The sequence below is a fragment of the Vibrio nomapromontoriensis genome, from assembly GCF_050337205.1.
In the GTDB taxonomy this organism is placed as follows: domain Bacteria; phylum Pseudomonadota; class Gammaproteobacteria; order Enterobacterales; family Vibrionaceae; genus Vibrio; species Vibrio nomapromontoriensis.
On the sequence record NZ_JAKJSS010000016.1, the window covers coordinates 43,731 to 70,395 of the forward strand.

Here is a 26,665-nt window from a genome sequence, read left to right on the forward strand (position 1 = left end):
AGGGAAGGGAAATGAACACCAAGTATGACTACATCATTGCCGGAGCAGGCTCAGCTGGTTGTGTATTAGCCGATAGACTCAGTGCGTCGGGAGAGCACCGCGTGCTGTTACTTGAGGCTGGAGGCAGTGATAAGAGTATTTTTATTCAAATGCCTACGGCACTGTCTTATCCAATGAACAGCGCAAAATATGCGTGGCAATTTGAAACGCAGCCAGAAGCTGGCTTAGAGGCTCGCCGTTTGCATTGTCCTCGCGGGCGAGTGTTAGGAGGAAGCTCATCTATCAACGGAATGGTGTATGTGCGAGGTCATGCTTGTGACTTTGATGAGTGGCACGATCAAGGTGCGGCAGGTTGGAGTTATCAAGATTGTTTACCTTATTTTCGTCGTGCAGAGTCATGGATGGGGGGCGAAGATGACTATCGTGGTGTGGATGGCCCTGTTGGAACCTGTAATGGCAATAACATGACACTGAATCCGTTGTATGATGCATTTATTGATGCAGGGCAGCAAGCGGGTTATCCAAAGACCGCCGACTACAATGGTTATCAGCAAGAGGGTTTCGGCCCAATGCATATGACGGTGGATAAAGGTGTGCGTGCATCCACATCCAATGCGTACTTGCGACGGGCAATGAAACGTCCAAATGTTACGGTCAAGACCGGTGTTGTTACTAGGCGGGTTCTATTGCAAGACAAGCAAGCCGTTGGCGTGGAAATTGAAAACAACGGCAGCGTCGAATCATTTTTTATTAATAAGGAAGTTTTGCTTTGCGCAGGCTCTGTTGGTTCGGTGCAACTGCTGCAATTATCGGGAATTGGACCTAAACAGGTGCTAGAGCGTGCGGGTATTGACGTTGAGGTTGATTTACCTGGCGTGGGTGAAAATCTACAAGATCATTTAGAGATCTATTTTCAATATGCGTGTCATCAGCCTATTACATTAAACAGTAAACTTGGTTTAATCAGCAAAGGCTTGATAGGCACGCGCTGGGTATTGCGAAGGGATGGGTTAGGTGCGACGAATCACTTCGAGTCGTGCGCGTTTATTCGTTCACGTGCGGGGTTAAAGTGGCCAAATCTGCAATACCACTTTTTGCCTGCAGCGATGCGATATGATGGGCAGGCCGCATTTTCAGGACACGGTTTTCAGGTACATGTTGGTCCTAATAAGCCACAAAGTCGTGGTCGGATTTTTGTCACCTCGAACGATCCACATCAAAAACCACACATTGAATTTAACTATATCAGTACAGAACAAGATAAACAGGACTGGCGAGACTGCATTCGTCTCACCCGAGAAATCTTGGCTCAACCAGCGATGGATGCATACCGTGGTGAAGAGATTCAACCCGGTAGCGATGTGACGAGTGATGAAGCGATTGATGCTTGGGTTCGTCAAAATGTCGAAAGTGCCTATCATCCATCATGCACATGTAAAATGGGCGCGGATGATGATGCGATGGCGGTACTCAATCCAAACTGCCAAGTCAGACATGTTAGTGGTTTACGTGTCGTCGACTCATCCGTATTTCCCACTATCCCGAACGGTAATTTAAATGCGCCGACGATCATGGTGGCAGAAAAAATCGCCGACGTTATCTTAAATCAATCGCCACTTACTAAGTCTGAAGCACCAACATGGATTGCACCCAATTGGCAAACGACGCAGCGTCTTGGTGTTGCCAAGCGTCCATTGTTGCCCTAACAAAGTACTTGTCTGTTCTAGCTCTATGTTAGCCCAAGTATTTTAATCGGATTGGTAATGAAAGCACTTCACAGTATAGGTCTGGATGGTAGAATGCGTGTCTACTTGATTTAATAGACTCAATGAGGCTGTAACATGAACCCGATTCTAGCTATTCTAAAAGAAAATAATATCAGTGATGAGCAGGTAAGCGAGCTATTCCAAACTCTCACTCAAAACCCACTAGCAGCAATGGCAACCATTGGCCAGTTAGGTCTTCCACAAGAGCAACTTCAGCAATTGATGACTCAAGTGATGCAGAACCCAGCATTGATCAAAGAAGCTGTCGAAGAACTAGGTTTGGATTTTGCGAAAGTTGAAGCAGCCAAAGCCCAATTGAACCAACAGTGATTTAATGGTCAGAATATTTGGATAAAGGGTCGCGGTAACGTCGAGTTAATCGATGTTACCGCGACTTTTTCTAGGTAATAAAGTAAAGATGGCAACACAAATAGTTTTGTCGATTATGAACCCACATTTTCATGTATATTAAAATCAACTCTATCAATAAAGTAATAACTCTACTTTGTATCAATTGAAACCGACTCTCTTTTATACTAAATACTCATTGATGCTTAGCCTGTAGCGCTATTTTTCATGCTGAAAATGATAATTTTTAAGTGGGTTAATGGGTAGCCGTACCATTTGCGTCACAATTTTGACGAAATTGGGATCTTCTTTCAATAAAGCACTATTTTATGTTCAACGAATTTTTTTCATTAAGTTATGAGCGACTTCTCGTTATCATCGAAATTCGTTAGGAGTTACTTCTCCAATATCAATGGAAATTTAAGGAAATAGTGGTATGTCAGTCGCCATTCAACAAGCAGGTTCTAGTAGTCGATTTTTGGCATATTCAACGGTTGATTGTGCAGTATTTGCCGAGTTTGAGTTTAAGGTCCAGCCAATAGTACATCCAGTCAGTGCTACAGTATATGCTTATGAGGTTCTCACACAAGTTACGGACTGTAGTGGTGAACAAATTAGTGGTGAGGACTTTTTTGCTCAAATTAATGACCAGTTTCTTCAGAAACTTATGTTTGCTCAGCTCGATTACTATCGTCAATATATAAAGAAATACGATATGTTGATGTCATTTAACTTACCGCTGTCGTGCTTGAATAACGATCATTTCGTCAATAATCTTCTTGCTATTTTAGACTTTTCAATTGCGATTGAAATTACGTGTACGCAGCTATCATTAGACCATCATGGATTAGCGAAGAACATTAAGAAACTTAGAAGCCATGGTGTAGAGTTTTGGTTAGATGACTACTGTCACAAGGACAGAAGTAAGACCCACGCTTTGCAGTATTTTACTTGGGATGTAATTAAGCTCGATAAATCTTATCTGCTATATCATGATAACGATGAAATAATTAAAATGTTGGCTGAACTATTAAGCTTGTATGCGCCTAGGCTTATTATTGAAGGGGTGGAAACTGCAAGTCAAAGGAAGATGCACTTAACGGAGCATGTGTATATGCAAGGTTATTACTATTATTACCCAACGAATATTGATAATTTGATCCCACTGTTAGAAGATAAAAGTCATCGTCCTTCTCTGGCTAATAGTGGGGTAAAAAAGCAGCGTCAACCTATGTCATTGGCTGTGAGTTTAGCCATTGAATAACTTCAAGGGGTTATTTCGTACAATTCGGTTTCAGAGCGAAACATTAACCTCATCTAACTTGGTGACTAAGCATAATTTGGTCATGGTTGAGAATGCGAAAGGCTTTATATGTATTAATGGCAGGATGCATGAAAGCAGTGGGTCAAAAGTGTTTTTTATTCCAGCATATACGAATGTTGGCATTTCGTTGAGTGCTGTTGAGAAGGAATGCACGATCAATATTAATCGGTTCTCTATTGAGGAGAGCCAGTTTAGACCACTTATTAATGGCTTTGACATTGCTGGCATTAGAGATGATAAATCGAATGATAACTTAAATATTATCGATAGTTTCAAATCCGCTCAATTGATTTCCTCAAAGATCGGTGATATCTCTTCACTGTACGCACTGTTTTCTTTAGCTATGGTTCAATATATTCGCAATGCATCAAACAATGAAATTATTAATGTTATCTCTTTTCCCCATGAAATAGACCGAATTGCCAATGCTATGCGTATGGATATTACCAAGAAGTGGTCTGCAGAGGAGTTGAGCCAATCAGCCAATATGACTTTTACACAACTGCATCGTGTTCTTTATAAAGAGAATATCACTTTCAATCAGCTGCTTAATATTATAAGGCTAAAGCACTCGATAAGGTTACTCTATGGAGGGAAGTCAATCAAAACAAGTGCCTATAATAGCGGTTTTGATTGTCCTAATTATTACAGCAGAGTGTTTAAAAAGTACTATGGATTTAGCCCCAGTGAAATCAGGAAAAGCAAAGAAATGTCAATGATGGTCCCAGAGTTAACATTGTAATATGTTCGTTAGGTAGGGGCTCTCCCTGATACGGTGATACCCAGCACCTTATGGCTCAACGCGAACGACACTAATTGAGTTGATAGTTATTGTGATCCCTAGGTAGTGATTGAATGCCACCCATCTTCATTATAAATAGGTTAGAACTATAGCCTCTTATGGAACAACGCGACGCGGCGTTGTATATTGATATCCAGCGTTTAAGGCGAACACCGTCTTTCATTATTTGGATTAAATGAGACTACATTGGAACTATTAAACATCGATTGCTTGGGTAAATCACTTCGCTTGGAAGGATCTATGGCGGGTTGGCAGCAGCTCTTTTGGGGAGGGGAGGTTGTTTCGGTCATTCCTGCTTCCACGGATTATGAGGGTGTTAAAGAGCACCAATTTGAACTTTCTGTGCAACCTATGCAAGGTGTGTCGGCTTCAGATACTGCAGTGGATGTCGCTGCTGCACAGTGCATAACAGTTCGGCTTATTACGGATCTAACTTGGCAGCCTTTTACTATTCGCTATCAATTGTTTGTTAATGATGAACAAGTGACCGAAGGGGATAGAAACACAAAGGATATTGAACAGCAGACGCCTGTTACGCCCATTGAAAAACAGAACAAACTGAGTGTAATTGGCTTGGCTTCGCTAGGCTTCAAGCTGCTTAAAAGTGCCAAAGTGATCAAAGTGGTGCTAATGGGGGCAAGTGTTGCGGCGTACTCTTGGCTGTTTTCTTTACAATTTGCTTTGGCGCTGATTGCCTGTCTGGTGTTTCATGAGTATGGGCACATTCGAGCGATGAAGTATTTTGGTATGAAAACCAAAGGGATCTATTTGATTCCGTTTATGGGCGGGCTCGCGCTTAGTGACGAAAGAATTAATACTCGCTGGCAAGACGTAGTGATATCCATCATGGGGCCTACCTTTGGTTTGTTTATGTCGCTGTTATCTTTGGTCGCATACTGGATTACCGGGGCCGACATTTTTGCAGGGCTTGCTGCGTTTAATGCGCTGCTAAATTTGTTTAATTTGCTGCCTATCTTGCCACTCGACGGCGGACATATCTTAAAAAGTATCAGCTTTTCCATGAACTCTTTAGTTGGATTGGTGATGTGTATTGCGGGAGCGGCATTTGGGGTTTATTTGAGCTATACATTGAACCTGACTCTTTTGGGTTTGATGTTACTGATTGGTAGTATAGAGATAGGTTTTGAATGGCGTGCTCGTCACTTTAGCCATCTATTGCCACTTGATCGCTCTGGTCAGATTGTTTCTGCAATTTGGTATGTGGTCACCGTGGCAAGTTTAGTGGGGATCATTTGGTATCTTGCTAGCTCAGGTGACGCTATGCTTGGGCTGCCGTTATTGATTCTACAAAGCTAATCTACGGGCGCTGCATTTTCTAAACTAGCGCCGAAATCAATTCTGCTTTCTTATCGTGGCTGTATTTGTTGTATTTCACAGATAGAGCCACAAGAGCATTATTCTTCTAATGCGTCACGGGTCATACATATCGATTTACACGCTATTCATTGAGTACGATCACACAGAACCACCTGATTAGTCCATGCTTATATTAGGGCTATTAACATGGTTTTAAATTAGTTTTTACATCGCGGGTATCGCGAGTGGTAATAATAGTGTGATCTAGGTAGAATACGCCCTCAAAAAAATACAAGTCTAGCAAGTGAGCACTTTCTAATGAGCAGAAAAATTGAGTTATTGGCACCGGGCGGCGATGTAGAAGCCATCAAAGCAGCAATTGTTGCAGGCGCGAATGCCGTCTATTGTGGGTTGGACACCTTTAACGCTCGTAACCGAGCGTCGAATTTATCTCTTGATGAGTTAAATGGTGTCATTCGCCTTGCTCATGAATATGGCTGTGAGGTGTTCCTTACTCTTAACGTGGTGCTGCTTGAGTATGAAATTAAGAGCATTGTTAAACTGCTTAATCAATTAGTGAACACGAAAGTTGATGGCATTATCGTTCAAGATTTAGGTCTGTTTGACTTAGTGAAGAAATACTTCCCAACGTTAGATGTCCATGCATCGACTCAGTTGACTACGCACAATGAAGGTCAAATCAAGTTCCTTTCTAAGATTGGAGCAACGCGCGTCAACCTGTCTCGGGAGTTAAATCTGCCTGAAATCAAAATGCTGACGCAAGTTGCTCATGATCATGATGTATTAACCGAAGTGTTTGTACACGGTGCGTTGTGTATTGCTTTCTCTGGGCAGTGCTATTCAAGTTCCGTGAGTGTGGGTAACTCAGGCAACCGTGGTCGTTGTAGCCAAGCGTGTCGCGATGAGTATGAAATTACCAATGCAGGTAACAAGTTCCCGCTTAACTTGAAAGACAACTCGGCATACTATGATTTACCAGAATTGGTTGATGCAAAAGTCGATTCGTTGAAAGTTGAAGGTCGTATTAAAGGCGCGCACTACGTTTACACGGTTATTGATACATGGCGCAAGCAGATTGATAGTTTTGTGGAGAAAGGGCTATTGCTTGAAGATGACTCTAACTTGCACAAGGTATTCAATCGTGACTTCACTAACTCTTTCTTAAAAGGCAATTTAACGAAAGACATGTTTATCGATAACCCTCGTGATAACAGCGCTAACTACGCAGCTGAGAAGAAAGGGGCGATATCGGTTGTTCAGATCCAAGAAGTAAACAGTGAACTTCATGCGGATAAGAACGCACTTGGCCAAGAAATGCGAGAAAAAATCGAGTTCTTAGACATTCGTAAAACACCGGTTACGTTGATTTTTACCGCTAAAATGGGTCAACCATTAACAGTGACGGTGACTTCGGATACAGACACGTTTACGGTTACATCAACATCGATTTTATCCGCTGCCGATGAGAAGTCTATTACCCAAGAATTCTTGCAAAAACGTTTTAAATCTCTAAAAAGTGCCGTTCATACTATTGAATCTTATGATTTCTCTGCGGTTGATGCGAACCTTTCCATTCCGTTTAGAGAAGTGTCGGTTGTGAAAGATGAGATTGACTTTATTTTGAATGGCTCGGTAGCCGTCGTTAAGCATGTTGATGTGCCAGCATTGGAAAAGTTCGCCAAAGTGAACGATAAGCCGACGTTGTCTATGTTGATTGCAGATGAAAAAGACCTGCATTTATGTGATGTGACAGAGGCTGATATTTACTTCAAATTGCCGGAAAGCTTTAAAAAGCGCTGCAACAAATACATTGATATTCTTGCTGCTAACCCAAGATTAATCCCTTGGTTCCCTGCAGTACTCATTGGTAAAGATTACGATGAAGCGGTACGTGTGTTAGAAGAAGTAAAACCAGCGCGTATTGTGACTAACAACACGGGTATCGCGTATAAAGCCTATGAGATGGGTATTGAATGGGTGGCAGGTCCATTTATGAACACCACTAACTCTCACGCGCTTATTACATTAAAAGAAGAGTTGAACTGTGCGGGTGCGTTTATCTCTAACGAAATCAATCATGGCCAGATTCGTCATATTTCTCGCCCTGAAAACTTTAAGCTTTTCTACAGCATTTATCATCCAATTCTGATGATGACGAGCCGTCAGTGTTTCTTCCAACGCACTGTGGGTTGTAACAAAGCCGCGATAGAAGCGGGTTGTATGCTTAAATGTGAGAAAGCAACGACGATTACCAATGTTAAAGGTATCTCGTTCGCTGTTGATAAGCAGAAGGGCGGTTATCCAAGTATCTACAATCACGAGCAATTCTTAAACTACGACATTGTGAATGATTTGTCTGGATTGTTTGACGAATTCTTTATCGATCTGACTAACATTGGCGCGGGTTCAAAAGAGCAACAAGATAAAGTTGAATTGATCAAACACTTTGAAGGATTATTAGCGGGTGTTGAGGGCTCTCAACAACAGTTAGATCGTTTAGTTGAAGTGCGTACCAATGCCCAATATGTTCAAGGGTTATAAGTGTAGTTCTAGGAAGAGGACGGGTACTATTTCTAGCTTCTAGCTTCTAGCTTCTAGCTTCTAGCTTCTAGCTTCTAGCTTCTAGCTTCGGCGTTGATTTGCGTTGTAAGCGTTTTAAAACCACCGTTTAAGCTCTCTTGAACGGTGGTTTTTTTGTGCCCAATTTGCGTGGTAATTACTGCTCTAAATGTTTGATTTATTGCTCTAAATGTTTGAATTGTAGCTCGACGAGCCGTTGATATAGTTCGCAACTTTTTAGCAAAGATTGATGATTACCGACATCAATTAACTGTCCGCGATCGAGTACCGCAATGTTGTCTGCATGCTGTATCGTCGACAATCGATGGGCGATGATAATGGTCGTTCTTCCACGCATCAAGGCTTCTAAGGCTTTCTGTACATGGTACTCGCTTTCACTATCTAATGCGCTGGTCGCTTCATCGAGTAGCAGTATAGTTGGATCCTTTAAAATCGCGCGAGCGATGGCAATACGTTGTCGTTGCCCTCCAGACAGCCTTACTCCTCGTTCTCCAAGAAAACTATGATATCCCTCAGGTAGGCTCATAATAAACTCGTGCGCATGGGCTTTTTTTGCGGCTTCAATCACTTGCTCGTCAGTAGCGTCTGGGTTGCCATAACGTATATTGTGGAAAACATCGTGACTAAATAGCGCGGGTTGCTGAGGAACCAGCGCCATTTGTTTACGTAGTTCGATAGGATCAAAGTCACGAACATCCACGCCACCCAACATGACTGAGCCCGATTGAGGGTCGTAAAAGCGTTGCAATAGTTCAAATAAGGTCGTTTTCCCAGCGCCAGAAGGACCGACTAATGCGAGTACTTTGCCTTCTTGTGCATGCAGCGTTAAATGGCGCGTGGCAGCTTCGTCGGGCCTAGAAGGGTAGTGGAACGTCACGTCATCAAAATGGACATCAGAAGACAGAACCTGACTCGTTAGAACGTGGTTTACTGGCGCTATGATGTGGCTTTCCACTTGTAAAATCTCAATTAGCCTTTCAGTGGCACCCGCGGCGCGTTGCAGTTCTCCTAATACTTCGGAGATGGTCGCAAGTGAAGAGGCCACCATGATGGCATAGAAAACAAATGCGCCCAGATCACCCGCCGACATCGTCCCATAAATGACGTCACTTCCGCCCACCCAAAGCATTCCAGCAATAGCACTAAAGACAATGACTATTACACCAGAAATTAAAATTGCCCGTTGTTTGACTCGTTGGCGACCAATCTCGTAGGCCTTTTCCACCTCTTTTGCAAAAGCAGCACGTTCTTGCGTTTCATGACTATAACTTTGCACCGTCTTTATGTGCTCAATGGCTTCACCTGCATAGCTACCCACATCCGCCATAGAGTCTTGGCTCTGACGCGATAAAGCCCTAACTCGTCGACCATATAACAAAATCGGGATCAGAATAAACGGGACTGAGGCTAAGACAATAAGCGTCAATTTAATGTTGGTGGCAAAGAGCATAACAATAGCACCGACACACATGAGTGCACTGCGCATCGCCATCGAAAATGATGAACCGATGATACTTTGTAGTAAGGTGGTATCGGTTGTGATTCGTGACATGATGTCACCACTGCTGTTGGTTTCGAAGTAACTGGGATGCAGGGTAATAACATGATTGAAGACCGCCAACCGAATATCAGCACTGACTCGTTCTCCAACAGACGAAACCAAATAAAACCGGAAAAATGTGCCGATAGAAATGAGCAGGGTTACGATGAGAATAAATTGAATTGCACGTCCAAGGTCTTGTATCGATTGTTGAGAGAACCCTTCGTCAATCAAGATGCGGACGCCATGACCGACAGAAAGTGTTAAGGAGGCGGTAAAGATTAATGCTATTAGTGCCGCGATGACCTTCCATTTATAGGGACGGATAAATGCCATCAACTCAAATAATATACCCAGATTTTGGCTCTTCGTCTGAGTATAATCTTTGGCAAGATTAGCGATGTTGCTGGATGCCTCAGGAGATTGCATAGCGCGCCTTTATTTTATCTCTGTTAGATAAGTTATTGGGGTTAAGGCGTTAAATAGCAAGCGCTAATTAAGTGATGACACGGTACTGTGGATTTTGAACCCTACCATGTATTGTGTAACACTCATGTGATTTAATATAAATATGGGATGCGAGATATGATCAGGCTGGATGTAAAAAGTGATGGACTGCCTATATTGTATTCGCTGCAGCATTGCCCTTATGCGATGCGAGCCCGAATTGCGATATATAGAGCTCAGCAACGAGTGTTAATTCGAGCGATTAAACTCAATAATAAGCCTCGCGATATGCTGGAGGCTTCGCCAAAAGGCAGTGTACCTGTTTTAGTATTAGGGCCAACTGTCTTAGAAGAAAGTTTAGAGATCATGCTATGGGCGTTAGCACAGAGCGATGCTGATGATTTACTGGACTCAACGCAACCTCAATCTTTACCAGAAATGGTCGATCTTATTAGCAATTTTGAAGCGGAATTTGTGCCAGCCTTGGAAGCTTACAGCTGCGCAAAACGATACCATGATGATAATTTAGACGCTTGTCGTAAGGCTTGCGAAGCGGTGTTATCAACACTAGAAGAACGACTATCGAAACAGTCGTTCTTATTTTCAGAGTCTGAAAGCGTATTGGACATTGCCATTATGCCATTTATTCGAAAATTTGCTCGTATCGAGCGACAGTGGTATTTGCAAAGCCCTTACCCTAACTTACGTCGCTGGCTCGACAATTACTTGCAAAGCCGGATGTTTTCAAAAGTGATGGAAAAACATGAGTTGTGGTTGGAGAATCAGAATGATGTTTATTTCGGCAATGAGACTAAATCCTCTTATTAACACTGGTTGGCTATTTCTTTTGTCGCTTCAGCTTCAATCCATCACGAATGTTGAGTGTCATCAGTGTTAAGTTGGTGAACCCGGCAAGTAATTCGACCGCTTGTACACAATAAAAGATCACATCAAACTGCCCTAACTGTGCAAGGTGCTGAAGATATACCGCACAAGGCAGTAAGACGAATAGACCATTCATAGCAATAAATGGCATGCGTCTTTTTTTATTTCCAATCGGTCCAGAAGTGACATTTGGTGCCATTTTATTGCCCGCGATACCAGTGATAGCCATAACAGGAATGAGTAGCCAAACCGCGTATAATATAAACGTTTTAACCGCTAGGATCTCGGCGGTTGAAGCAAATAATTCGACGAATAGCGTACTAAGAAAAAACGTTAGAATAATGCTAAAGCCAGTCATAGCAGCTATACGGTGGATAATGGATACGGAGAATGTCATAACGTTTCCTTAGTGATTAGTGAGGAATAGTGGATTTACGTAGACTATACACATCAATTGTTGCGCACGCAACAGTTGATGTTGCATTGATGTGGGAGTTAATTTATTTAAATGGGCCGATAATCAGCAGAAAGTAGGGGGACTCTGACAAAAATTATGTTTCATTTTAGTAAGCAAAGATTGCGAATTAGTGCTGTTATTGTGCGCTGATCGGATGTATTTCAAAAATTAATTCATTAAATCAATACCTTCTGGAAATGTGGTTTATACTAATTTAGATAGTTAGCATGCAGTGAATGTAATTTTATAGAGGCTTGGTTTTAGGTTGGGTGGCTAGTGCGTTAGGCTCATGAGCTGAATCACCTCAAAGAAACCACACGGTGCGGCCAAGTATTAAACTTTACTCTATAGAATCATTTAGTTACGAATCCTACGAGTGTACAGCGGGGAAACCCCTTATACTTCGCCGACAGCATATGCAACAAGAGAGCTTTTTTCGCCTATGAACATAAAACAAGCCCTGAAAATTGCAGAAGATGGTTATGCGCCACTATTTAAAGCTACGGACTTTTTATTAATAAACTTATCTTTAGCGATTATTATCAATACGGCGTTTGTTGATGAAACCGCGATCGATGTGGCTGCGGCTTTTTTTGTCGCAACATTCTTTTTGCTGTTTGGTGAGTATTGTCATTTATACCGAGTTCACATACGCCGCCGTCTTGGGTCTTCTATCGTTCGCATTGTCGCGACAGCCTTACTCACATTGGTAGCAATGGAAATCGTTAAGTATAACGTCGAGGATCTGGCGGGCAGCCGAATCAACCACTTTCGTGATGGTCTGTATTACATCTGGTTTGTCTGCGCTATTTTATCAACCATGTTATTTAGAGTGATTGCTTTTGCGATCTATCGACAGTGCTTTAAAAAATACAAAAAGGTAAAGCGAATCGCGATTGTTGGATTATCGCCAGCGGCGATCGCGCTTGAAAAACAATTACTGACTTTTTATAGGCGTCAGGATATTGAGATTGAGCTGTATGACGACCGAAAGGAAGAGCGGTTTGGGTATATGATTAAATCTCGCTACGTAGGCAAAGTCGACATGCTGGTTGAAAAGGCACAAAACAACCAAGTTGATGAAGTTTATATCGCCCTCCCTATGGTTGCAAAAGAGCGGATAATTGATTGTTTAACGCTTTTGTCTGACACAACCGTCGATACTTTTATGGTGCCTGATTTATACAGCTATAACCTTTCCGCCTCCCAATTTAAGTCTATTGGTAATGTACAAACATTAAGCATTTTCGGTACACCATTTGATGGAATGGGTGGGGCGATTAAGCGTATTGAAGACATTGTCTTAGCTACCCTCATTTTGCTACTCATCGCTCCCATTCTTGCTGCCGTGGCGATTGGAGTAAAGCTAAGCTCCAAAGGCCCAATCTTGTTTAAGCAAGATCGCTACGGGTTGGGGGGCAAAAAAATCAAGGTTTGGAAATTTCGCTCGATGAATGTGATGGAGAATGGAGAAGACTTCAAGCAGGCCACACAATCGGATCCAAGGGTGACCAAGTTTGGTGCTTTTATTCGTCGTACATCGTTAGATGAGCTTCCGCAATTTTTCAATGTACTGCAAGGTTCCATGTCGATTGTCGGCCCTAGACCTCATGCAGTGGCACATAATGAACAGTATCGTAAAATTGTATCGAACTACATGATCAGACATAAAATTAAGCCGGGTATCACTGGTTGGGCTCAGATTAATGGTTATCGGGGAGAAACAGAAACCGTCGATAAAATGAGTAAACGTGTTCAATATGACATTGTTTATTTACAAAATTGGTCGCTCTGGCTGGATGTAAAAATTGTATTTCTGACGGTGTTTAAAGGGTTTGTAAGTGAAAAGGCGTACTAGCCTATTAAGTATTGGTGCTGCCGCTTTTCTGGGGTTGACCAGCAACGCTTGTTACGCTGAGCTAACGCCTAAGTCACATATTGGCGTTGCGGGTATTGATGTTCAGTCTCAGGTTGGCGTGGAATACGGTCACGATTCTAATGTGACCTATCAAGTTAACCCGACGAACGCGATTGATTCAGATTATGCCAAGGTGACGCCTTATGTGCGAGCGGTTGGTGAACGTGGTGAAGATCGTTACGTATTCGTCTACTCCGGCGATTACGCTCGCTACCAAAATGCAACGGACGAAGACTACAGCGATCATTTTTTAATGCTTCAATCTTCTTGGCGATTTGGCCTTAAGCATGGATTGGAATGGTTTATTCAACAAGACTGGGGGCATCAAGAGAGGGGCACTGAGTTAACCGAAGGTCTCAGCCCGACCCAATTGAGTGTTTTTGGCGTGACCACACCGCTACAAAACCAGTTTTTAAATAGTGAAATACGTTATAGCTATGGGGCGCCAGAGGGGCGAGGTAAGCTAGATTTAGCTTGGCAGATTAAAGACCTAACTTTCGATAAGTTAGAGGATATTCGAGCGACAGACAGTGACTTCTATCGTTATGTGAAAGAGCAAGAGTGGCAAGAAAATACCATAACGGCAGAGTTATTTGACCAATATTCGTCGCGTACACGATTTCGATATAGCTTGATAAGTAATTTACGAAAATACGATGTGAACCCAGCTAAAAACTCAAATGAGCATTATGCCCTTATTGGTCTGAAGTCACATCGAACGGGAAAGTTGACGGTAGAAGCTGATGTAGCCTGGTTGTACAAGCGTTTTCCTAATAACAGTCAGGCGCAATCATTTAGTGGTTTAAACTGGGATGCCAACATAAATTGGAAACCAGTAAAACATTCGGAATGGTCACTGTATGGCTGGAGAAGAGTGAAAGACCCAACGGAAGAAGGAGGGTATATCCTTCATACTAAAATGGGTGTGTCGTGGAAACATCATTGGTGGGCCGAGCGGTTTAGTACTACGTTTGACTATGGAAGGGAAGCGGATAATTATCAGATTCAACAGAACGATAGAAAAGATGACTTGGACATTGCATCGGTCACTTTGGGTTATGATTTCCGGCCATCGATAAGGCTTGAATTGAATTATCAATTTGCTCATAAACGTTCGAATTACGATGAAGTCGTATTTTTTATTGGAGACGGCTCTCAACGTCCTGTGATACGCCAACTTGGCTATGACAAAAACACAATTGGATTGACGCTGAAGGTACAAATTTAGAAATGAAGAAGATAAAGCGATGCCTCGCAGGCTGCTGTGTGTTGATAAGTAGCATAGCTTTCTCGGCAATGGCAGCAGAGAGCACGACAGCCAATAACATTGAAGCTTCAAGTGACGCCGTAACGACCGTCAGTCATAGCGAGCAGGTCAACACGACACCAGCTAATGCTGAGGTTAGAGAATACCTTTTAGGGCCCGGAGACATGATTCGAATTTGGGTCTACGGGGAGAAGGAGATGTCCATGTCTTTGAAAATAGGCAAACGTGGCGCGATTAACTTCCCCTATATTGGTCGTGTGCAACTCTCAGGGCGAACGACAGACTCAATTGAGCACGATATTGAAACTCGATTAAAAGCTGGATTTGTACGATCGCCAATGGTGACGGTCACGATGGAACAATTTCGCAAGTTTTTCCTTCTCGGAGAAGTGGAAAACCCGAATGGCTATGAATACGAACCACAACTCACAGTCGAACAAGCGATTGCCATGGCTGGTGGCTTCACCGACAGAGCGGATAGGGGGGATATCAATATTCGCCCGTCGGGACAAAAAGACCTGATAAAGAAAGTCGACATGACAGACTCAGTGTATCCGGGTGATGTTGTCATTGTAGAGCAAAGCTTTTTCTAAGATGAGAGAATCAATGGTAGAACGTGGTAAGAGCCTAGAAAGTAATGTCAACTTTGCGCCGTTTTTGACAGCGCTGAAAACTCATGGATTAAAGTCAGTACTGTTAACGGCCATAGTGACAGGGCTGAGTCTGCCTTTGATTTGGTCAATGACGTCGAAATATGTTTCTACCGCCACGGTATTAATCAAAGCGCAATCTGATAATGCTTCGCCTATCGAGCCAATTGAAGACTACGATTCTGCGCGTTCCCAATATTATGAAACTCAATTTAACCTCATGCAATCTAGAGTCGTGTTGGCAAAAGCCGTCGGCGATTTGGCGTTAGCACAAAATGAGACGTTTAATGGCGCAACACAGGGTGACTATGGAGACTGGTCGTTACCAAAAGAGCAGCGTATTAATAATGCGATAAAAGAACTTCGACGCCATTTAACCTTCACCTCGGTTCGTTTAACCCAGTTGGTGTACGTATCATATGAATCAGCGAACGCCCAGCAAGCGTCAGAAATTGCCAATGGTGTAGCGCAAGCATTTATTGACTATACGGTTGATCAAAAGATAGCAAAAACTCAGCAGGCGAAAATTTGGAATCAGCAACAGCTTGATCTACTCAAAGGACAAATTGGCGAGCAAAAGAAAGAAATCGATGCTTTCTTACAGCGTGAAGGTTTATTAACTTTTCGTGGTGTCGATGGGTTTGAAACAGAAGAGCTGGGGATTATTACTAATAAGCTTGCTGATGCAAAAGAGCGACGGTTAGCGTCCCAAGCCAACTACGAGCTCGTGAATAAATATATGAAGGGGAATACGGCAGATCTTACATCATTGCCCGATATATCGTCCCATCCTCAGCTTCAAGACTTAAGAATTGCCTTAATACAAGCGAAAAGAAAGCTGTCTGATTTAAACCGCCGCTATGGACCAAAGTACATTAAAGTGCTTGAAGCAAACGCTGAAATTGAGGTTATCCAGAAGCAAACGTTGCAGCTACTTGATGAACTAAAGCTAGGTTTGCAGCAAAAATATCAAGCGGACCTAATCAAAGAGAATCACTATAAAGCGCTGTTGGCACTGCATAAAAAAGATTTTTTTGAGTTGGCTGATAAGAAAGAGCAGTATGACGGTCTGATGGCCGATCTTAATCAAAAACAGTCACTCTATGAGCAGCTCTACTTACGTACGATAGAGCATACGCTTAATACCAGTTATCGTGAACAAGATGCCGAGCTATACGATCCGGCGGTGGAGAGTGAGCGCCCTGCGAAACCGAACAAGCCTTTACTGGTCGTGATGGTGGCAATCATGACTTTGATTATTGGCGCATTGGTGGTGATTGTCCGTGCCGCCACCAAACAAACCATTACCACACTTGCTCAACTAGAATCAAAGCTTGGCTTGAAGCCGTTAATCGACCTCCCAAAATTTACCAATGAAGCTATGCCGACCTGGGCGTTAGGTCAGCAAGTTATTTCTCACCAATATGCTCGTGAAATCGCCAACGGAGCGAGTACGGCACTGTCTTTGTCACACCCTAATAGCCAATGTGTCGGCGTGGTTTCATCATATAATGGCGAAGGTGCGACCCTGATGGCCTTTTTGCTCGCCTCAGCGACCAGTGAAGTGAAGTCAACCCTGTTGCTAGATTTGGATTATCGTGGTCAAGCAGAGTTTAGCCACGATCTTATCGCTGAAATGTGTGATCAAAATGAGCAAGACAAATCGATTGGTTTTGGTGAGCTTGTGCGTAGCCAGTTAGATGTCACTTCGCCTGCTAGCCCATCTAAACTTCCCAACCCGTTGGAGGTTCAGGATGTCATCATTCCGCTGTCAGCGGGGTTATCCTACCTTCCTCCCGGTGCACTTGAAGAGTCCCCATTGAGTTTCTTTGCTCGCCCTGAATGCGAAGCATCACTGTCGCAACTTTGTCAGCAGTTTGAGATGGTTATTGTTAACTTGCCGCCATTAAATGACAGTAAGGATGCTCAGTTGTTACTTCGCCATCTTGATAGTCTTATTGTAGTGGTAAAAGCAGAGCAACACTCCGCGAGCGAATTACGCTTGCAACTCGATAAAGTAACCTCGAATACGAAGAGTTCAGTTTTTGGTGTCCTTAATCAGACTCTCGATGAGTTGGTCGCTGGGGAGGAGTCTAGACGTTATATAGAGCAAGGAAGTACCGAGCTACTCAAGGTTGAGGAGGCCTAGTGAGCCTGCTAAAAAGCATCTCAACGATTGCTAGTTCATCAATTCTGTCTCAACTTATTGGTGCAGGATCGATATGGCTTATATCGCACTGGTACGGAATGTCGGATGTTGGTTCATACGCATTGACCTACAGTATAGCCTTGATTGGTGCGCAAGTTTGTACACTCGCGACGCAGTTGTTGTTGCCAAAGCAACAACTGAGTGCGTTGGGGCAAAATGCGTCGTTTTGCTTGTTATTCAGTTTTGTTCTTTCTTTGCCGTATTCTTTTGGCGTAGCGTGGTTTTTTGACCGCCCAGTCATTCAAATGCTGATGCTAACGCTTGCGCATGCCTGGGTACTGATCTCCGAAAATCTATTGCTTAGAGATGAAAAAATGACTTCTCTGGCGTTGCAGCGTACCGCGATCTCGACGTTAGTTCTGTTACTTATTTATATGACTAATGACTTGAATACCTTTTACTGGTGTTGGGGGGCAAGCCTATTATTGTCGATGGCGTTATTTATTGGCTACTCACTCCCGAAAGGGACTCTCACTTGTCGTCAATTTTCGCCCGCTTCGTTGAGCGCTTTTTACAAACTACATAGGCATCATATTACCAAAGTAGGCAGTGCCGAAGTCCTTGCTATGGTCAACAATAATTTGCCCGTTATCTTAATTAATGTCTGGTTCAGCCCAATAGTGGCAGGCTACTACGCGGTAGTGAGTCGCTTTTGTTTAGCGCCTATTGTCATTGTCGGTAACGCGGTTAGAAACTCAATCTTTTCCAGTTGGTCAGTCGATTTTCGTCAAAATCATTTCAATTATGCGGAGTTCATTAAGGTACGGCGATTGCTGTTTGGGTTTGGAGTGATTGCAGCACTAGGGGTATTTGTTTTTTATCCGTTAGTCATGCAGCTTGGTTTTAGTGAAGAGTGGGTCGCATCAGTACCAACTTCTCGTTATATGCTTCCTTATCTATTTACGGCACTAGCAGTGTGTCCATTGACGGTACTTGAGCTTGTTTATGGCTCACCAAAGTACTTTCTTCGAATTCAGATCGAGCAACTGATAGTGGTTTTACTGGCGTTTGCTGCTCTGCCGTTTGTTGTCAGTGATTACGCGTACTCAGTGATGGCGTTTGCCGTGTTATCTACGATTCGTTATGGCTTTATTTATCTTAAGGTGAATAAAACGGCAACCCGAATGCGAGAAACAACGGAGGCGGTGTGAGAGTAAATAATGGAATGTTCTTGCAGGCCTATACGTTACTCACCCTTGTTGTGTGTGGGCTCGTTCAATATTTAACGGGTGTTGGTGCGGTACTGTGGTTACCGTTTATCGCCGCTTTTGCAATGGTGCTGCTTTTACTGATGCAGACCACTTACGAAGGCCGTCGCTTGGATAACATGGAAAAGATCTTAGCGGTGTTATTACTTGGCATGTATGCGCTAATTTTAGTATCGACATTCCTACAAAATGGCCTGACGGTCACGATTGTGGGCTGGAAAAATGAGTTGGCTCTGTCACTGGTTTTTTTATGCTTACTGTTTGGTTTTATAAGGGAATCTCAGCTTTATCGGTCCGTCCATTTCTTGTATTGGATTTTTTATCTGCAATTCCCCGTTATCCTGTATCAAATCTTAATCGTTGTGCCGCAACGCGTCGCATTCAAAGGGGAGTTTGAAAAATGGGACTCCGTGGTGGGTACGTTTGGTGGTGACCCTATGGGAGGCGGTAACACCGCTGCACTCGGTCTGTTTTGCTTGCTGATTATGTTACTTAAGCTTTCTGAATTCCGGCATGGCGTGATTAGCCGCCTTAATATGGTGCTGCATATTATTGCTGCCTTTGTGTTGTGTGTGTTGGGCGAGGTAAAGTTTGTGATTTTACTATCACCGCTATTGATGATTTTTGTTTGGCTCTGTCCTAGTTATGTCTATGGTGTCCGGCAGAATGATATAAAGAAAGTCATACTCATGGTCAGCGCAATGGTGTTGCTGATTCTAGTGGCGATTGCAGTACTCGCCGCATCGTACGCCACCGCATTTGATACCGACCCAGAGCATAGCGCTCTCAAAGTATTTTGGGACTCTTTAGAGTACATTTATGATTCGAGTTATGTCTTGCCCACGGGCGAATTAGGCCGGATGACGACCTTATTCTTTTGGTTGGATAATAGTCAGCTTTATGGTTGGTCTAGTGTGGTATTTGGTTATGGGTTAAATGCAACCAACCATGGCAGCTCGGTTGCTCCGGGGTTTTTGAATCAAGTGTTTAACGTGCTTTTGGATTCTACGTCATTAAGCATGATGCTGTGGGAATTTGGTATCGTGGGGTTAGCTTTGTTTTTAACACTAGTACTGCTGGCGTTGAAGGCCTCAATGCCCAAAGAAATGCTAAGGCGCCAGCAATTATCACCTCAAGACTTACAATTAGCATCATGGCAACCGGCCTTTATCGCGTTTAGCATTGCAGGCTTATTAAGCTTGCCTTATAGCCAAATTTTGATGTTGGTGCCAATGCTACAATTTCTGTTTTATTTTTCACTTGGCGCAAGCCTTGTTATTCGAAAGTCTGTCTATCAATCGGGAGAGCGTCTATGAGTTCTTTACCCAGCATCACCGTCATTATTAAGACCTTTAATGAAGAACAGGGTATTGCGGCGACCATTCAAAGTGTTCAAGAACAGCTCAAAAACTACGACTACGATGTGATTGTCGCAGACAGCTTATCGACCGATAGCACGCAGAAAATAGCGTTAGAACATCACGCCAAAGTCGTGACGTTGATTGACCCAGAAGACCGTTGCTGCGGAGTGGGCCATCAGCTTGGATATTTGCATGCAACGGGTGACTACTTGCTGTTACTTGATGGTGATATGCGCCTACAAGATGGTTTTATCGATGCTGCTATTACATTTTTAGAAAATGAACCTACTTATGCGGCGGTCGCGGGCACAGTGGAAATGGATGAGGCAAATAGTTACGAATTCAAATCTCGGAAACAGAGGCATCACAAGATTTACCCTATCGGTGATTGCGGACATTTAGCTGGAGGGGGCGTTTACCGAGCGAGCGCGATTAATGACATTGGTTATCTAACGCACCGCACCTTGCACGCTTACGAGGAGTCGGAGCTAGGTATGCGCTTACAACAGGCAGGATATAAGTTACAGCGATTAGACACGCCTTTCTTTCATCATACGTCTTACGACATGCCAACGTTGGAATTGCTTCGTTATCGTTGGAAGAGAGGGTACTTGTTTGCCTCTGGGGAATTGCTAAAGAGTGCCTTTGGGCAACCACACTTTCAACAGGCAGTGCGAGTGGTTCGTAATGAGCTTATCTTTGCCTGCTACCTTGCGTGGTTAATCTTAGTATTGTTAGTTGGAAATAGCGGCACGCTTGCTATCAGTCTATTGCCGATGGCGATTTTCTTTGTGATCAAAGTTATTCAAAATCGTTCGGCTAAAGATGCGGCGTTAAGCATTGTCAATTTGACGGTGTTTGCTGCGGGGTTAATTAATGGCTTGTTTTTACCTAATAAAGACCCAAACCAACCTCCAAGGCACAAAGTAATAGAGCGAGAATCATGATGAAAATTTTGGTGGTGAACAAATTTTTCTTCTTGAAAGGCGGGGCGGAAACGGTTTTCTTTCAAGAGCGTGACATGCTAAATGAATGGGGTTTTTCCGTCATAGACTTTTCAATGGCTCATGACAATAACGTCTCATCTTCCTATAGCGATTATTTTGTCAACAATGTGGATTATCACGCTAGTGATAGCAAGTTAGGTGCCCTGAAGACGGCGGTCAGGTTTGTTCATAATCAAGAGGCGTGTAAAAAATTCGCTCAGTTGATTGAAAAGGAGCAACCGGATATTGTTCATTTTCATAATATTTACCATCAACTCACGCCGTCCATCATTAAAGTGGCGAAACGCGCAGGGTGTAAAACGGTATTGACGGCGCACGATACGAAAATTGCTTGTCCGAGCTACACCATGTATCGCAATGGGCATACTTGTGAGGCGTGCTTAGACGGAAGTGTGCTTAATGCGTTGAAGTATCGTTGTCAGCAAGGGTCGCTATTTAAAAGTGGGTTATTGGTTGTTGAAGCCATGTATCAATCATTGGCACAGAATTACCAATCATTGGATGTCATTGTGTCACCCAGTCAGTTTTTAGCCAATATCATTCGTCGTAAACTGCCTGACAATAGAATTGACGTCATTGTGAATGGTATTGATGAAAATGTGGATAGGCATGATGTGGCCGATCATCGTTACTTTTTGTATTTAGGGCGGCTAAGCCACGAGAAAGGCGTCGCGACGATGGTGGAGGCTTTCGAACTTTCAAATCAAGCAATCCCGTTAAAAATTGCCGGGACTGGGCCGCTCGGTGAGACTCTTGCAAACAAGGGTAGTCATATCGAATGGTTAGGTTTTAAAACAGGAGAGGCGTTGCATCAGCTAATCAAACAGGCCAGTGCGGTGATTGTGCCTTCAGAGTGCTATGAAAATTGTTCTATGTCTGTGTTAGAAGCGATGGCTTATGGCAAGCCCATCATTGGATCTAATATTGGTGGAATCCCCGAGCAGGTGCGAGATAGAAAAGAAGGGCGGTTGTTTGAGGCGGGCAATGCACACTCTCTTGCATCGGTTATGGATGAATTTTCGTCGCAACCTGAGCTTACGCAGCAATATGGTTTGCAAGCAAGGCAGCGGTTAGAGTCTCATTACTCTTTGAGTTCACACCATCAAAAATTAGTCGATTTATATCAGAGTCTATTAGGTGAACGAGCATGAAAATAACGGTGTTGGGTACTCGTGGAATCCCAGACGTGTTGGGCGGTGTAGAAACGCATTGTCAGCACCTTTACCCACTTATTGTTGAGCAAGGCTTTGACGTAGAAGTTATCGCGCGTTCCCCTTACGTTTCGTATCAGAATAGCAGTTATAAGGGTGTAAAAACCAAGGCATTATGGGCACCTAAAAAAACGTCACTTGAAGCAATTGTACATTCGACGCGAGCGGCATTTTCAACGTTAATGGATGGCTCCAACGTCGTACATGTGCATGCAATTGGACCTGGGCTGGTGGTACCACTATTGCGTTTGATGGGCAAAAAAGTGGTATTCACCCACCACGGGCCCGATTATCAGCGAGAGAAGTGGGGGAAGCTGGCAAAGACCGTACTCAAGTTAGGAGAACGATTTGCGGTAAAGTACGCAAATGAAGTGATTGTAATATCAGAAGTGATCAATGATTTAATTAAACACGAGTACCAAAGATACGATGCACACCTCATTTATAATGGTGTCAATCCAGCGATTGGTTACTCAAAAGAGACGATATCAACCATTTTAGAGCGTCATCAACTTGTCGAGCGAGGGTATATCGTCGCTGTTGGGCGGTTTGTTGAAGAGAAAGGTTTTCATGATCTTATTGATGCTTACCAAGCATCAGGCCTAGATATGCCGCTCGTCCTTGTCGGCGATACCGATCATGAAAGTGACTATAGCTATTCGCTAAAACAAGCGGCCAAGAAGACTCCTGGTGTGATACTCACAGGCTTTCTCAAGGGTGAAGCGCTGCAAGTCGTTTTTTCTCAGGCAAGATTGTTTGTCATGCCTTCTTATCATGAAGGGTTACCCATTGCGCTATTAGAAGCGATGTCTTATTCCTTACCGGTTGTCGTGAGTGATATCGCACCAAATCGCGTGATCGAACTCAATTCAGACTGTTATTTTCCAGTAAAAGACGTCGCGATGTTAGCGCAGGCATTACAGCAAAGGTGTACGTTGCCACAGCAAGACTATCATCAGTATCTTGCTCGATATGATTGGCACAAAATCGCCAAACAAACGGCGGATGTTTACCGTAAAGCGATGGGAAAGTAATGTGAGTAGCCATCAAATGAAAAGTGACACAATGGAAGAGCCGAAGAAAAGTAGAGCGGTTACCCAGTTTTATCATGTTCTCGATCACGATACACAACAAGACCTAACCGAAGAGCAAAAGTTAGCCATCGAGAAGGCAGTGGATCGTGTAGGGCTTGTTGCGAAACATTCGCTAGATGTTCGCAAAACCTTTCCGTGGTTTGGTAAGCGTTATTATGTGGTGTTGTTAAGTGGCCGCGACCGTCGTGCCACGTCACGACAGGGCGAGTCAAAATGGCTAGTCTACGCAACAACGGCTCTTGTCACGACATTATTGCTGACAGGAGTGTTGCTAGCATTGCTTGCGTTGTATTTGCTAAAGTCTGCTTTGGGTATTGATATTTTTGAAGATTTTTCTCTTGGAATATGGGATTGGTTTCAATCACTGTGAACGTTTAACTGGAGCATAGATGAACAACCGTAGACAGATTAAGCGGTCGATTCCATACCTATTGGTATTACTTTCTGTTGCTGCGTTTTTTGTTCGCGCAGCAGAGGGTGAGGAAGAAGTCACTTACATAGAAGCGTTGAACACTCCCATCACAAACCCAGGAACAGGTATTGAAGCTTTCCATGATGGCTGGAGAACGGTGTTAACGGTAGCGCAATATCCAGCGTCGGGCATGGGCTATTATCGCTACTACTGGACTGAGTTAGAGCCAAATGAGGGAGAATATAACTTTCCTCTTATCGATGCTTTGCTGACAGAGCAAACTGGAATAGCACGTAAGGTGGCGCTGAGGTTTATGGCGCTTGATGAACCGTCTACGGGAAGTAAAATCCCTCAGTGGCTTATTGATAAGGGCATTTCAGGCCAATGGGTCGACAGTAATAAAACGTTCGTGCCGGATCTTGATGATCCAACGTATTTATTTTATGTCGAAAGGTTACTTAACGCATTTGGTCAGCGCTACGATGGTCACCCGCAATTGGCTCAAATGGATATTGGGATGGTGGGTTCTTGGGGTGAATGGCACAACAGCAACTTTACAGAGCTAGAGCCACTATTAAAGAAATACCCAACTCAATTGTTAAATAAATACGTAGACATGCATTTTGATGCCTTTCCAACGACGGCAAAGTTAATGTTGCTAAATGGTGGTAAATCCCTTGCTTACGCCGTTAAAAAAGGCGCAGGTTGGCGAGCAGATTGCTGGGGTGATTGGCATAATTTCTCCACAACATGGAGTCATATGAGAGATGATTATCCTTATCGCATCAAGCAGGCGGAATTGGAAACACCATTGTTTTCCACGGCTTGGCAGCGTGCACCCGTGAGCTTTGAGGTGTGTGGTGATATGCAAGGATGGTTGGCTGATCAAAAATACACGAGAGCACAGGTAAAGGCGTCACTGGATTGGGCGATCAGTCAGCATGTGAGCAGCCTTAATCTAAAATCGAAACCTATTCCGGAGCAATATCGTGATCTGTTGGATGACGCGTTATTAAAAATTGGTTATCGCTTTCGAGTTGATACCTTTCGCCACCCGTCGCGCTTAGAGGCAGGCCATGAGTTTACGTTTGAAACCCAGTTCATCAATGAAGGTGTGACTCCTACTTACCAAGCTTACTATGCCTATTTTCGATTGGTAAATAGTGATAACGATGTTGTTTTTCTTGGTCGTGATGATACGAGCACTCAGACTTGGCTTCCTGGTTCGTATCAATCGAGCTTGACGGCTGTATTACCAGAAGGCTTAACACAAGGTCGCTATTATATTGAGGTTGCCGTCAGCGAAAGTCGTGAAAGTGCGCCGTTAAATTTGGCCAATAAGGGTAAGCAGGCTGATGGATGGTATCGCCTAAGTGACGTTGTTGTTATAGAGTAACTCCAACATGTGTTGCTCTATACACCACCTTATCGCCGAGTTTTAACGATAATGGTGTTTTTTGCTGATTTAACTAACCGAAAAGGGCAGAAATAGACTAAAATATCCGGCTATTATTTTAGCCTGAGCCTTTTAGATTAATGAGCACTATCACCACACCAGCCAACTTTGATGAACTTGGCCTTATACCGCCGTTATTAGCCCGACTTTCAGAGATGGACTATCAACAGCCAACGCCAATTCAGGCGCAAGCCATACCGAGTATTTTGGCTGGACGTGATCTGATTGCTGGAGCAAATACAGGGTCAGGGAAAACGGCTACGTTTGCTTTGCCATTGTTACAGCGGTTACATGAAGAAAAGCCGTTGATGACTAAAAGCGCGAAAGGCAATTACGTCTCTGGGTTGATTCTCGTTCCGACCCGCGAGCTTGCGAAGCAGGTAGCTGACGCGATTCGTTCTTACGCCGTGCATTTTAATGGCGCGATCAAAACCGTTGCTGTATTTGGCGGTGTCTCTGTGAATACGCAAATGTTAGCTCTGCGAGGCGGTACCGACATTTTAGTCGCCACCCCAGGTCGATTACTCGATTTGATTTCCAGTAATGCGATTAAGCTAGACCAGGTAAAATCTCTAGTACTTGATGAAGCCGATCGTATGTTAAGCCTAGGATTCACTGAAGAGCTGACAAAGTTACTAGCATTAGTGCCAAAGAACAAACAAACGTTATTGTTTTCAGCTACGTTTCCAGAGCAAGTACAGGCGTTAACCCAAGATCTGTTGAATAATCCATCAGAAATTCAATTACAAAGCGCTGATGCGAGCACTTTAGTGCAACGCGTGTTTACGGTTAACCGTGGTGCAAAAACGGCTGTACTTGCCCATCTAATCCAACAGCATCAATGGCGACAAGCGCTTATTTTTGTTAATGCAAAGAATGCGTGTAACCACTTGGCTGAGAAACTATCGAAGCGCGGCATTACTGCGCAAGTCTTCCATGGTGATAAAGGGCAGGGCGCACGTAGTCGTGTGTTAGAAGCATTCAAAGCGGGTGAAGTGGAAGTGCTCATTGCTACTGATATTGCCGCTCGTGGCCTCGATATTGAAAAGCTTCCGGTGGTAATCAACTTTGATTTACCAAGAAGCCCGGCTGACTATATGCACCGTATTGGTCGAAGTGGTCGTGCTGGAGAAGTGGGTTTAGCATTGTCACTGATTGATTACGAAGACTACCATCACTTCAAAATTATTGAGAAAAAGAACAAAATTCGTCTTGAGCGGGAAGAAGTCGCTGGCTTTGAAGTAGAGGAAGAATTTAAAGAAGAATACCTTCAACTCAATAAGCCGATGGCAAAGCCTGCGGGAACGGGTAAAAAAAAGAACAAGCGTAGCTAGCTTGGTAGATAGGTGGCTGCTGAATAAACGTCATTTCTCTTAAATTACAAA

At 43.5% G+C, this 26,665-nt stretch carries 21 protein-coding genes; 19 read left to right on the forward strand and 2 right to left on the reverse strand.

The window, feature by feature from the left end; translation table 11 throughout:
- Positions 1-11 precede the first annotated feature (11 nt).
- The 6 genes from betA (at position 12) to L4D05_RS19510 (ending at position 8,119) form a co-directional block, all read left to right on the forward strand.
- Entirely contained in the window at positions 12-1,706 is a 1,695-nt protein-coding gene (betA, locus tag L4D05_RS19485) for a choline dehydrogenase (protein ID WP_428794998.1), read from the forward strand.
- Positions 1,707-1,841: 135 nt separating this feature from the next.
- Entirely contained in the window at positions 1,842-2,096 is a 255-nt protein-coding gene (locus L4D05_RS19490) for a DUF2999 family protein (RefSeq protein ID WP_428752559.1), read from the forward strand.
- A gap of 454 nt (positions 2,097-2,550) precedes the next feature.
- Positions 2,551-3,378: an EAL domain-containing protein gene (locus L4D05_RS19495; RefSeq protein WP_428752558.1), complete on the forward strand. Its 828-nt coding sequence runs from the start codon at positions 2,551-2,553 to the stop codon at positions 3,376-3,378.
- A gap of 82 nt (positions 3,379-3,460) precedes the next feature.
- Positions 3,461-4,180, forward strand: a complete 720-nt coding sequence (locus L4D05_RS19500; RefSeq protein ID WP_428752557.1) for a helix-turn-helix transcriptional regulator — start codon at positions 3,461-3,463, stop codon at positions 4,178-4,180.
- A 246-nt stretch (positions 4,181-4,426) separates the two neighbouring features.
- The gene (locus L4D05_RS19505) at positions 4,427-5,557 is read left to right on the forward strand and encodes a site-2 protease family protein (protein WP_428752556.1); all 1,131 of its coding nucleotides are present in this window, start codon (positions 4,427-4,429) and stop codon (positions 5,555-5,557) included.
- 318 nt (positions 5,558-5,875) lie between these two features.
- A complete protein-coding gene (locus tag L4D05_RS19510) occupies positions 5,876-8,119 on the forward strand; it encodes a peptidase U32 family protein (protein WP_428794999.1) in 2,244 nt (747 codons plus the stop codon).
- A 196-nt stretch (positions 8,120-8,315) separates the two neighbouring features.
- On the opposite strand, the gene L4D05_RS19515 is transcribed toward L4D05_RS19510, so the two are convergent.
- Positions 8,316-10,127, reverse strand: coding sequence for an ABC transporter ATP-binding protein/permease (locus L4D05_RS19515; protein WP_428795000.1), 1,812 nt, complete (start codon positions 10,125-10,127; stop codon positions 8,316-8,318).
- Positions 10,128-10,283: 156 nt separating this feature from the next.
- Here L4D05_RS19515 and L4D05_RS19520 point away from each other — a divergent pair, with 156 nt between their 5' ends.
- Positions 10,284-10,973 (forward strand): glutathione S-transferase, encoded by a 690-nt coding sequence (locus L4D05_RS19520; protein WP_428752553.1) that lies wholly within the window; start codon positions 10,284-10,286, stop codon positions 10,971-10,973.
- 10 nt (positions 10,974-10,983) lie between these two features.
- Here L4D05_RS19520 and L4D05_RS19525 read toward each other — a convergent pair whose 3' ends face one another.
- A complete protein-coding gene (locus L4D05_RS19525; RefSeq protein WP_428795001.1) occupies positions 10,984-11,427 on the reverse strand; it encodes a hypothetical protein in 444 nt (147 codons plus the stop codon).
- Positions 11,428-11,929: 502 nt separating this feature from the next.
- Here L4D05_RS19525 and L4D05_RS19530 point away from each other — a divergent pair.
- From L4D05_RS19530 to L4D05_RS19585, 12 genes are all read left to right on the forward strand, one after another.
- Positions 11,930-13,345 (forward strand): undecaprenyl-phosphate glucose phosphotransferase, encoded by a 1,416-nt coding sequence (locus tag L4D05_RS19530; RefSeq protein ID WP_428795002.1) that lies wholly within the window; start codon positions 11,930-11,932, stop codon positions 13,343-13,345.
- On the forward strand, positions 13,329-14,633 hold the full coding sequence (locus L4D05_RS19535; RefSeq protein ID WP_428752550.1) for an outer membrane beta-barrel protein: 1,305 nt from the start codon (positions 13,329-13,331) through the stop codon (positions 14,631-14,633). The genes L4D05_RS19530 and L4D05_RS19535 overlap by 17 nt, the downstream gene beginning before the upstream one ends.
- A gap of 68 nt (positions 14,634-14,701) precedes the next feature.
- A complete protein-coding gene (locus L4D05_RS19540) occupies positions 14,702-15,265 on the forward strand; it encodes a polysaccharide biosynthesis/export family protein (protein ID WP_428795057.1) in 564 nt (187 codons plus the stop codon).
- A gap of 13 nt (positions 15,266-15,278) precedes the next feature.
- On the forward strand, positions 15,279-17,471 hold the full coding sequence (locus tag L4D05_RS19545) for a GumC family protein (RefSeq protein WP_428795003.1): 2,193 nt from the start codon (positions 15,279-15,281) through the stop codon (positions 17,469-17,471).
- Positions 17,471-18,682 carry a lipopolysaccharide biosynthesis protein gene (locus L4D05_RS19550; RefSeq protein WP_428795004.1) on the forward strand — a complete coding sequence of 404 codons (1,212 nt, stop codon included), beginning with the start codon at positions 17,471-17,473 and terminating at the stop codon, positions 18,680-18,682. The genes L4D05_RS19545 and L4D05_RS19550 overlap by 1 nt, the downstream gene beginning before the upstream one ends.
- Positions 18,679-20,055, forward strand: coding sequence for a capsular biosynthesis protein (locus L4D05_RS19555; RefSeq protein WP_428795005.1), 1,377 nt, complete (start codon positions 18,679-18,681; stop codon positions 20,053-20,055). Before L4D05_RS19550 ends, L4D05_RS19555 begins: the two co-directional genes overlap by 4 nt.
- Positions 20,052-21,047, forward strand: coding sequence for a glycosyltransferase family 2 protein (locus L4D05_RS19560; protein WP_428795006.1), 996 nt, complete (start codon positions 20,052-20,054; stop codon positions 21,045-21,047). Before L4D05_RS19555 ends, L4D05_RS19560 begins: the two co-directional genes overlap by 4 nt.
- A complete protein-coding gene (locus tag L4D05_RS19565) occupies positions 21,047-22,258 on the forward strand; it encodes a glycosyltransferase family 4 protein (protein ID WP_428795058.1) in 1,212 nt (403 codons plus the stop codon). The genes L4D05_RS19560 and L4D05_RS19565 overlap by 1 nt, the downstream gene beginning before the upstream one ends.
- Positions 22,255-23,352, forward strand: coding sequence for a glycosyltransferase family 4 protein (locus L4D05_RS19570; protein WP_428795007.1), 1,098 nt, complete (start codon positions 22,255-22,257; stop codon positions 23,350-23,352). Before L4D05_RS19565 ends, L4D05_RS19570 begins: the two co-directional genes overlap by 4 nt.
- 1 nt (position 23,353) lies before the next feature.
- Positions 23,354-23,782, forward strand: coding sequence for a hypothetical protein (locus L4D05_RS19575; protein ID WP_428752543.1), 429 nt, complete (start codon positions 23,354-23,356; stop codon positions 23,780-23,782).
- A 19-nt stretch (positions 23,783-23,801) separates the two neighbouring features.
- A complete protein-coding gene (locus L4D05_RS19580; protein WP_428795008.1) occupies positions 23,802-25,220 on the forward strand; it encodes a DUF4832 domain-containing protein in 1,419 nt (472 codons plus the stop codon).
- Positions 25,221-25,360: 140 nt separating this feature from the next.
- Positions 25,361-26,614, forward strand: a complete 1,254-nt coding sequence (locus L4D05_RS19585; RefSeq protein WP_428795009.1) for a DEAD/DEAH box helicase — start codon at positions 25,361-25,363, stop codon at positions 26,612-26,614.
- Positions 26,615-26,665 lie beyond the last annotated feature (51 nt).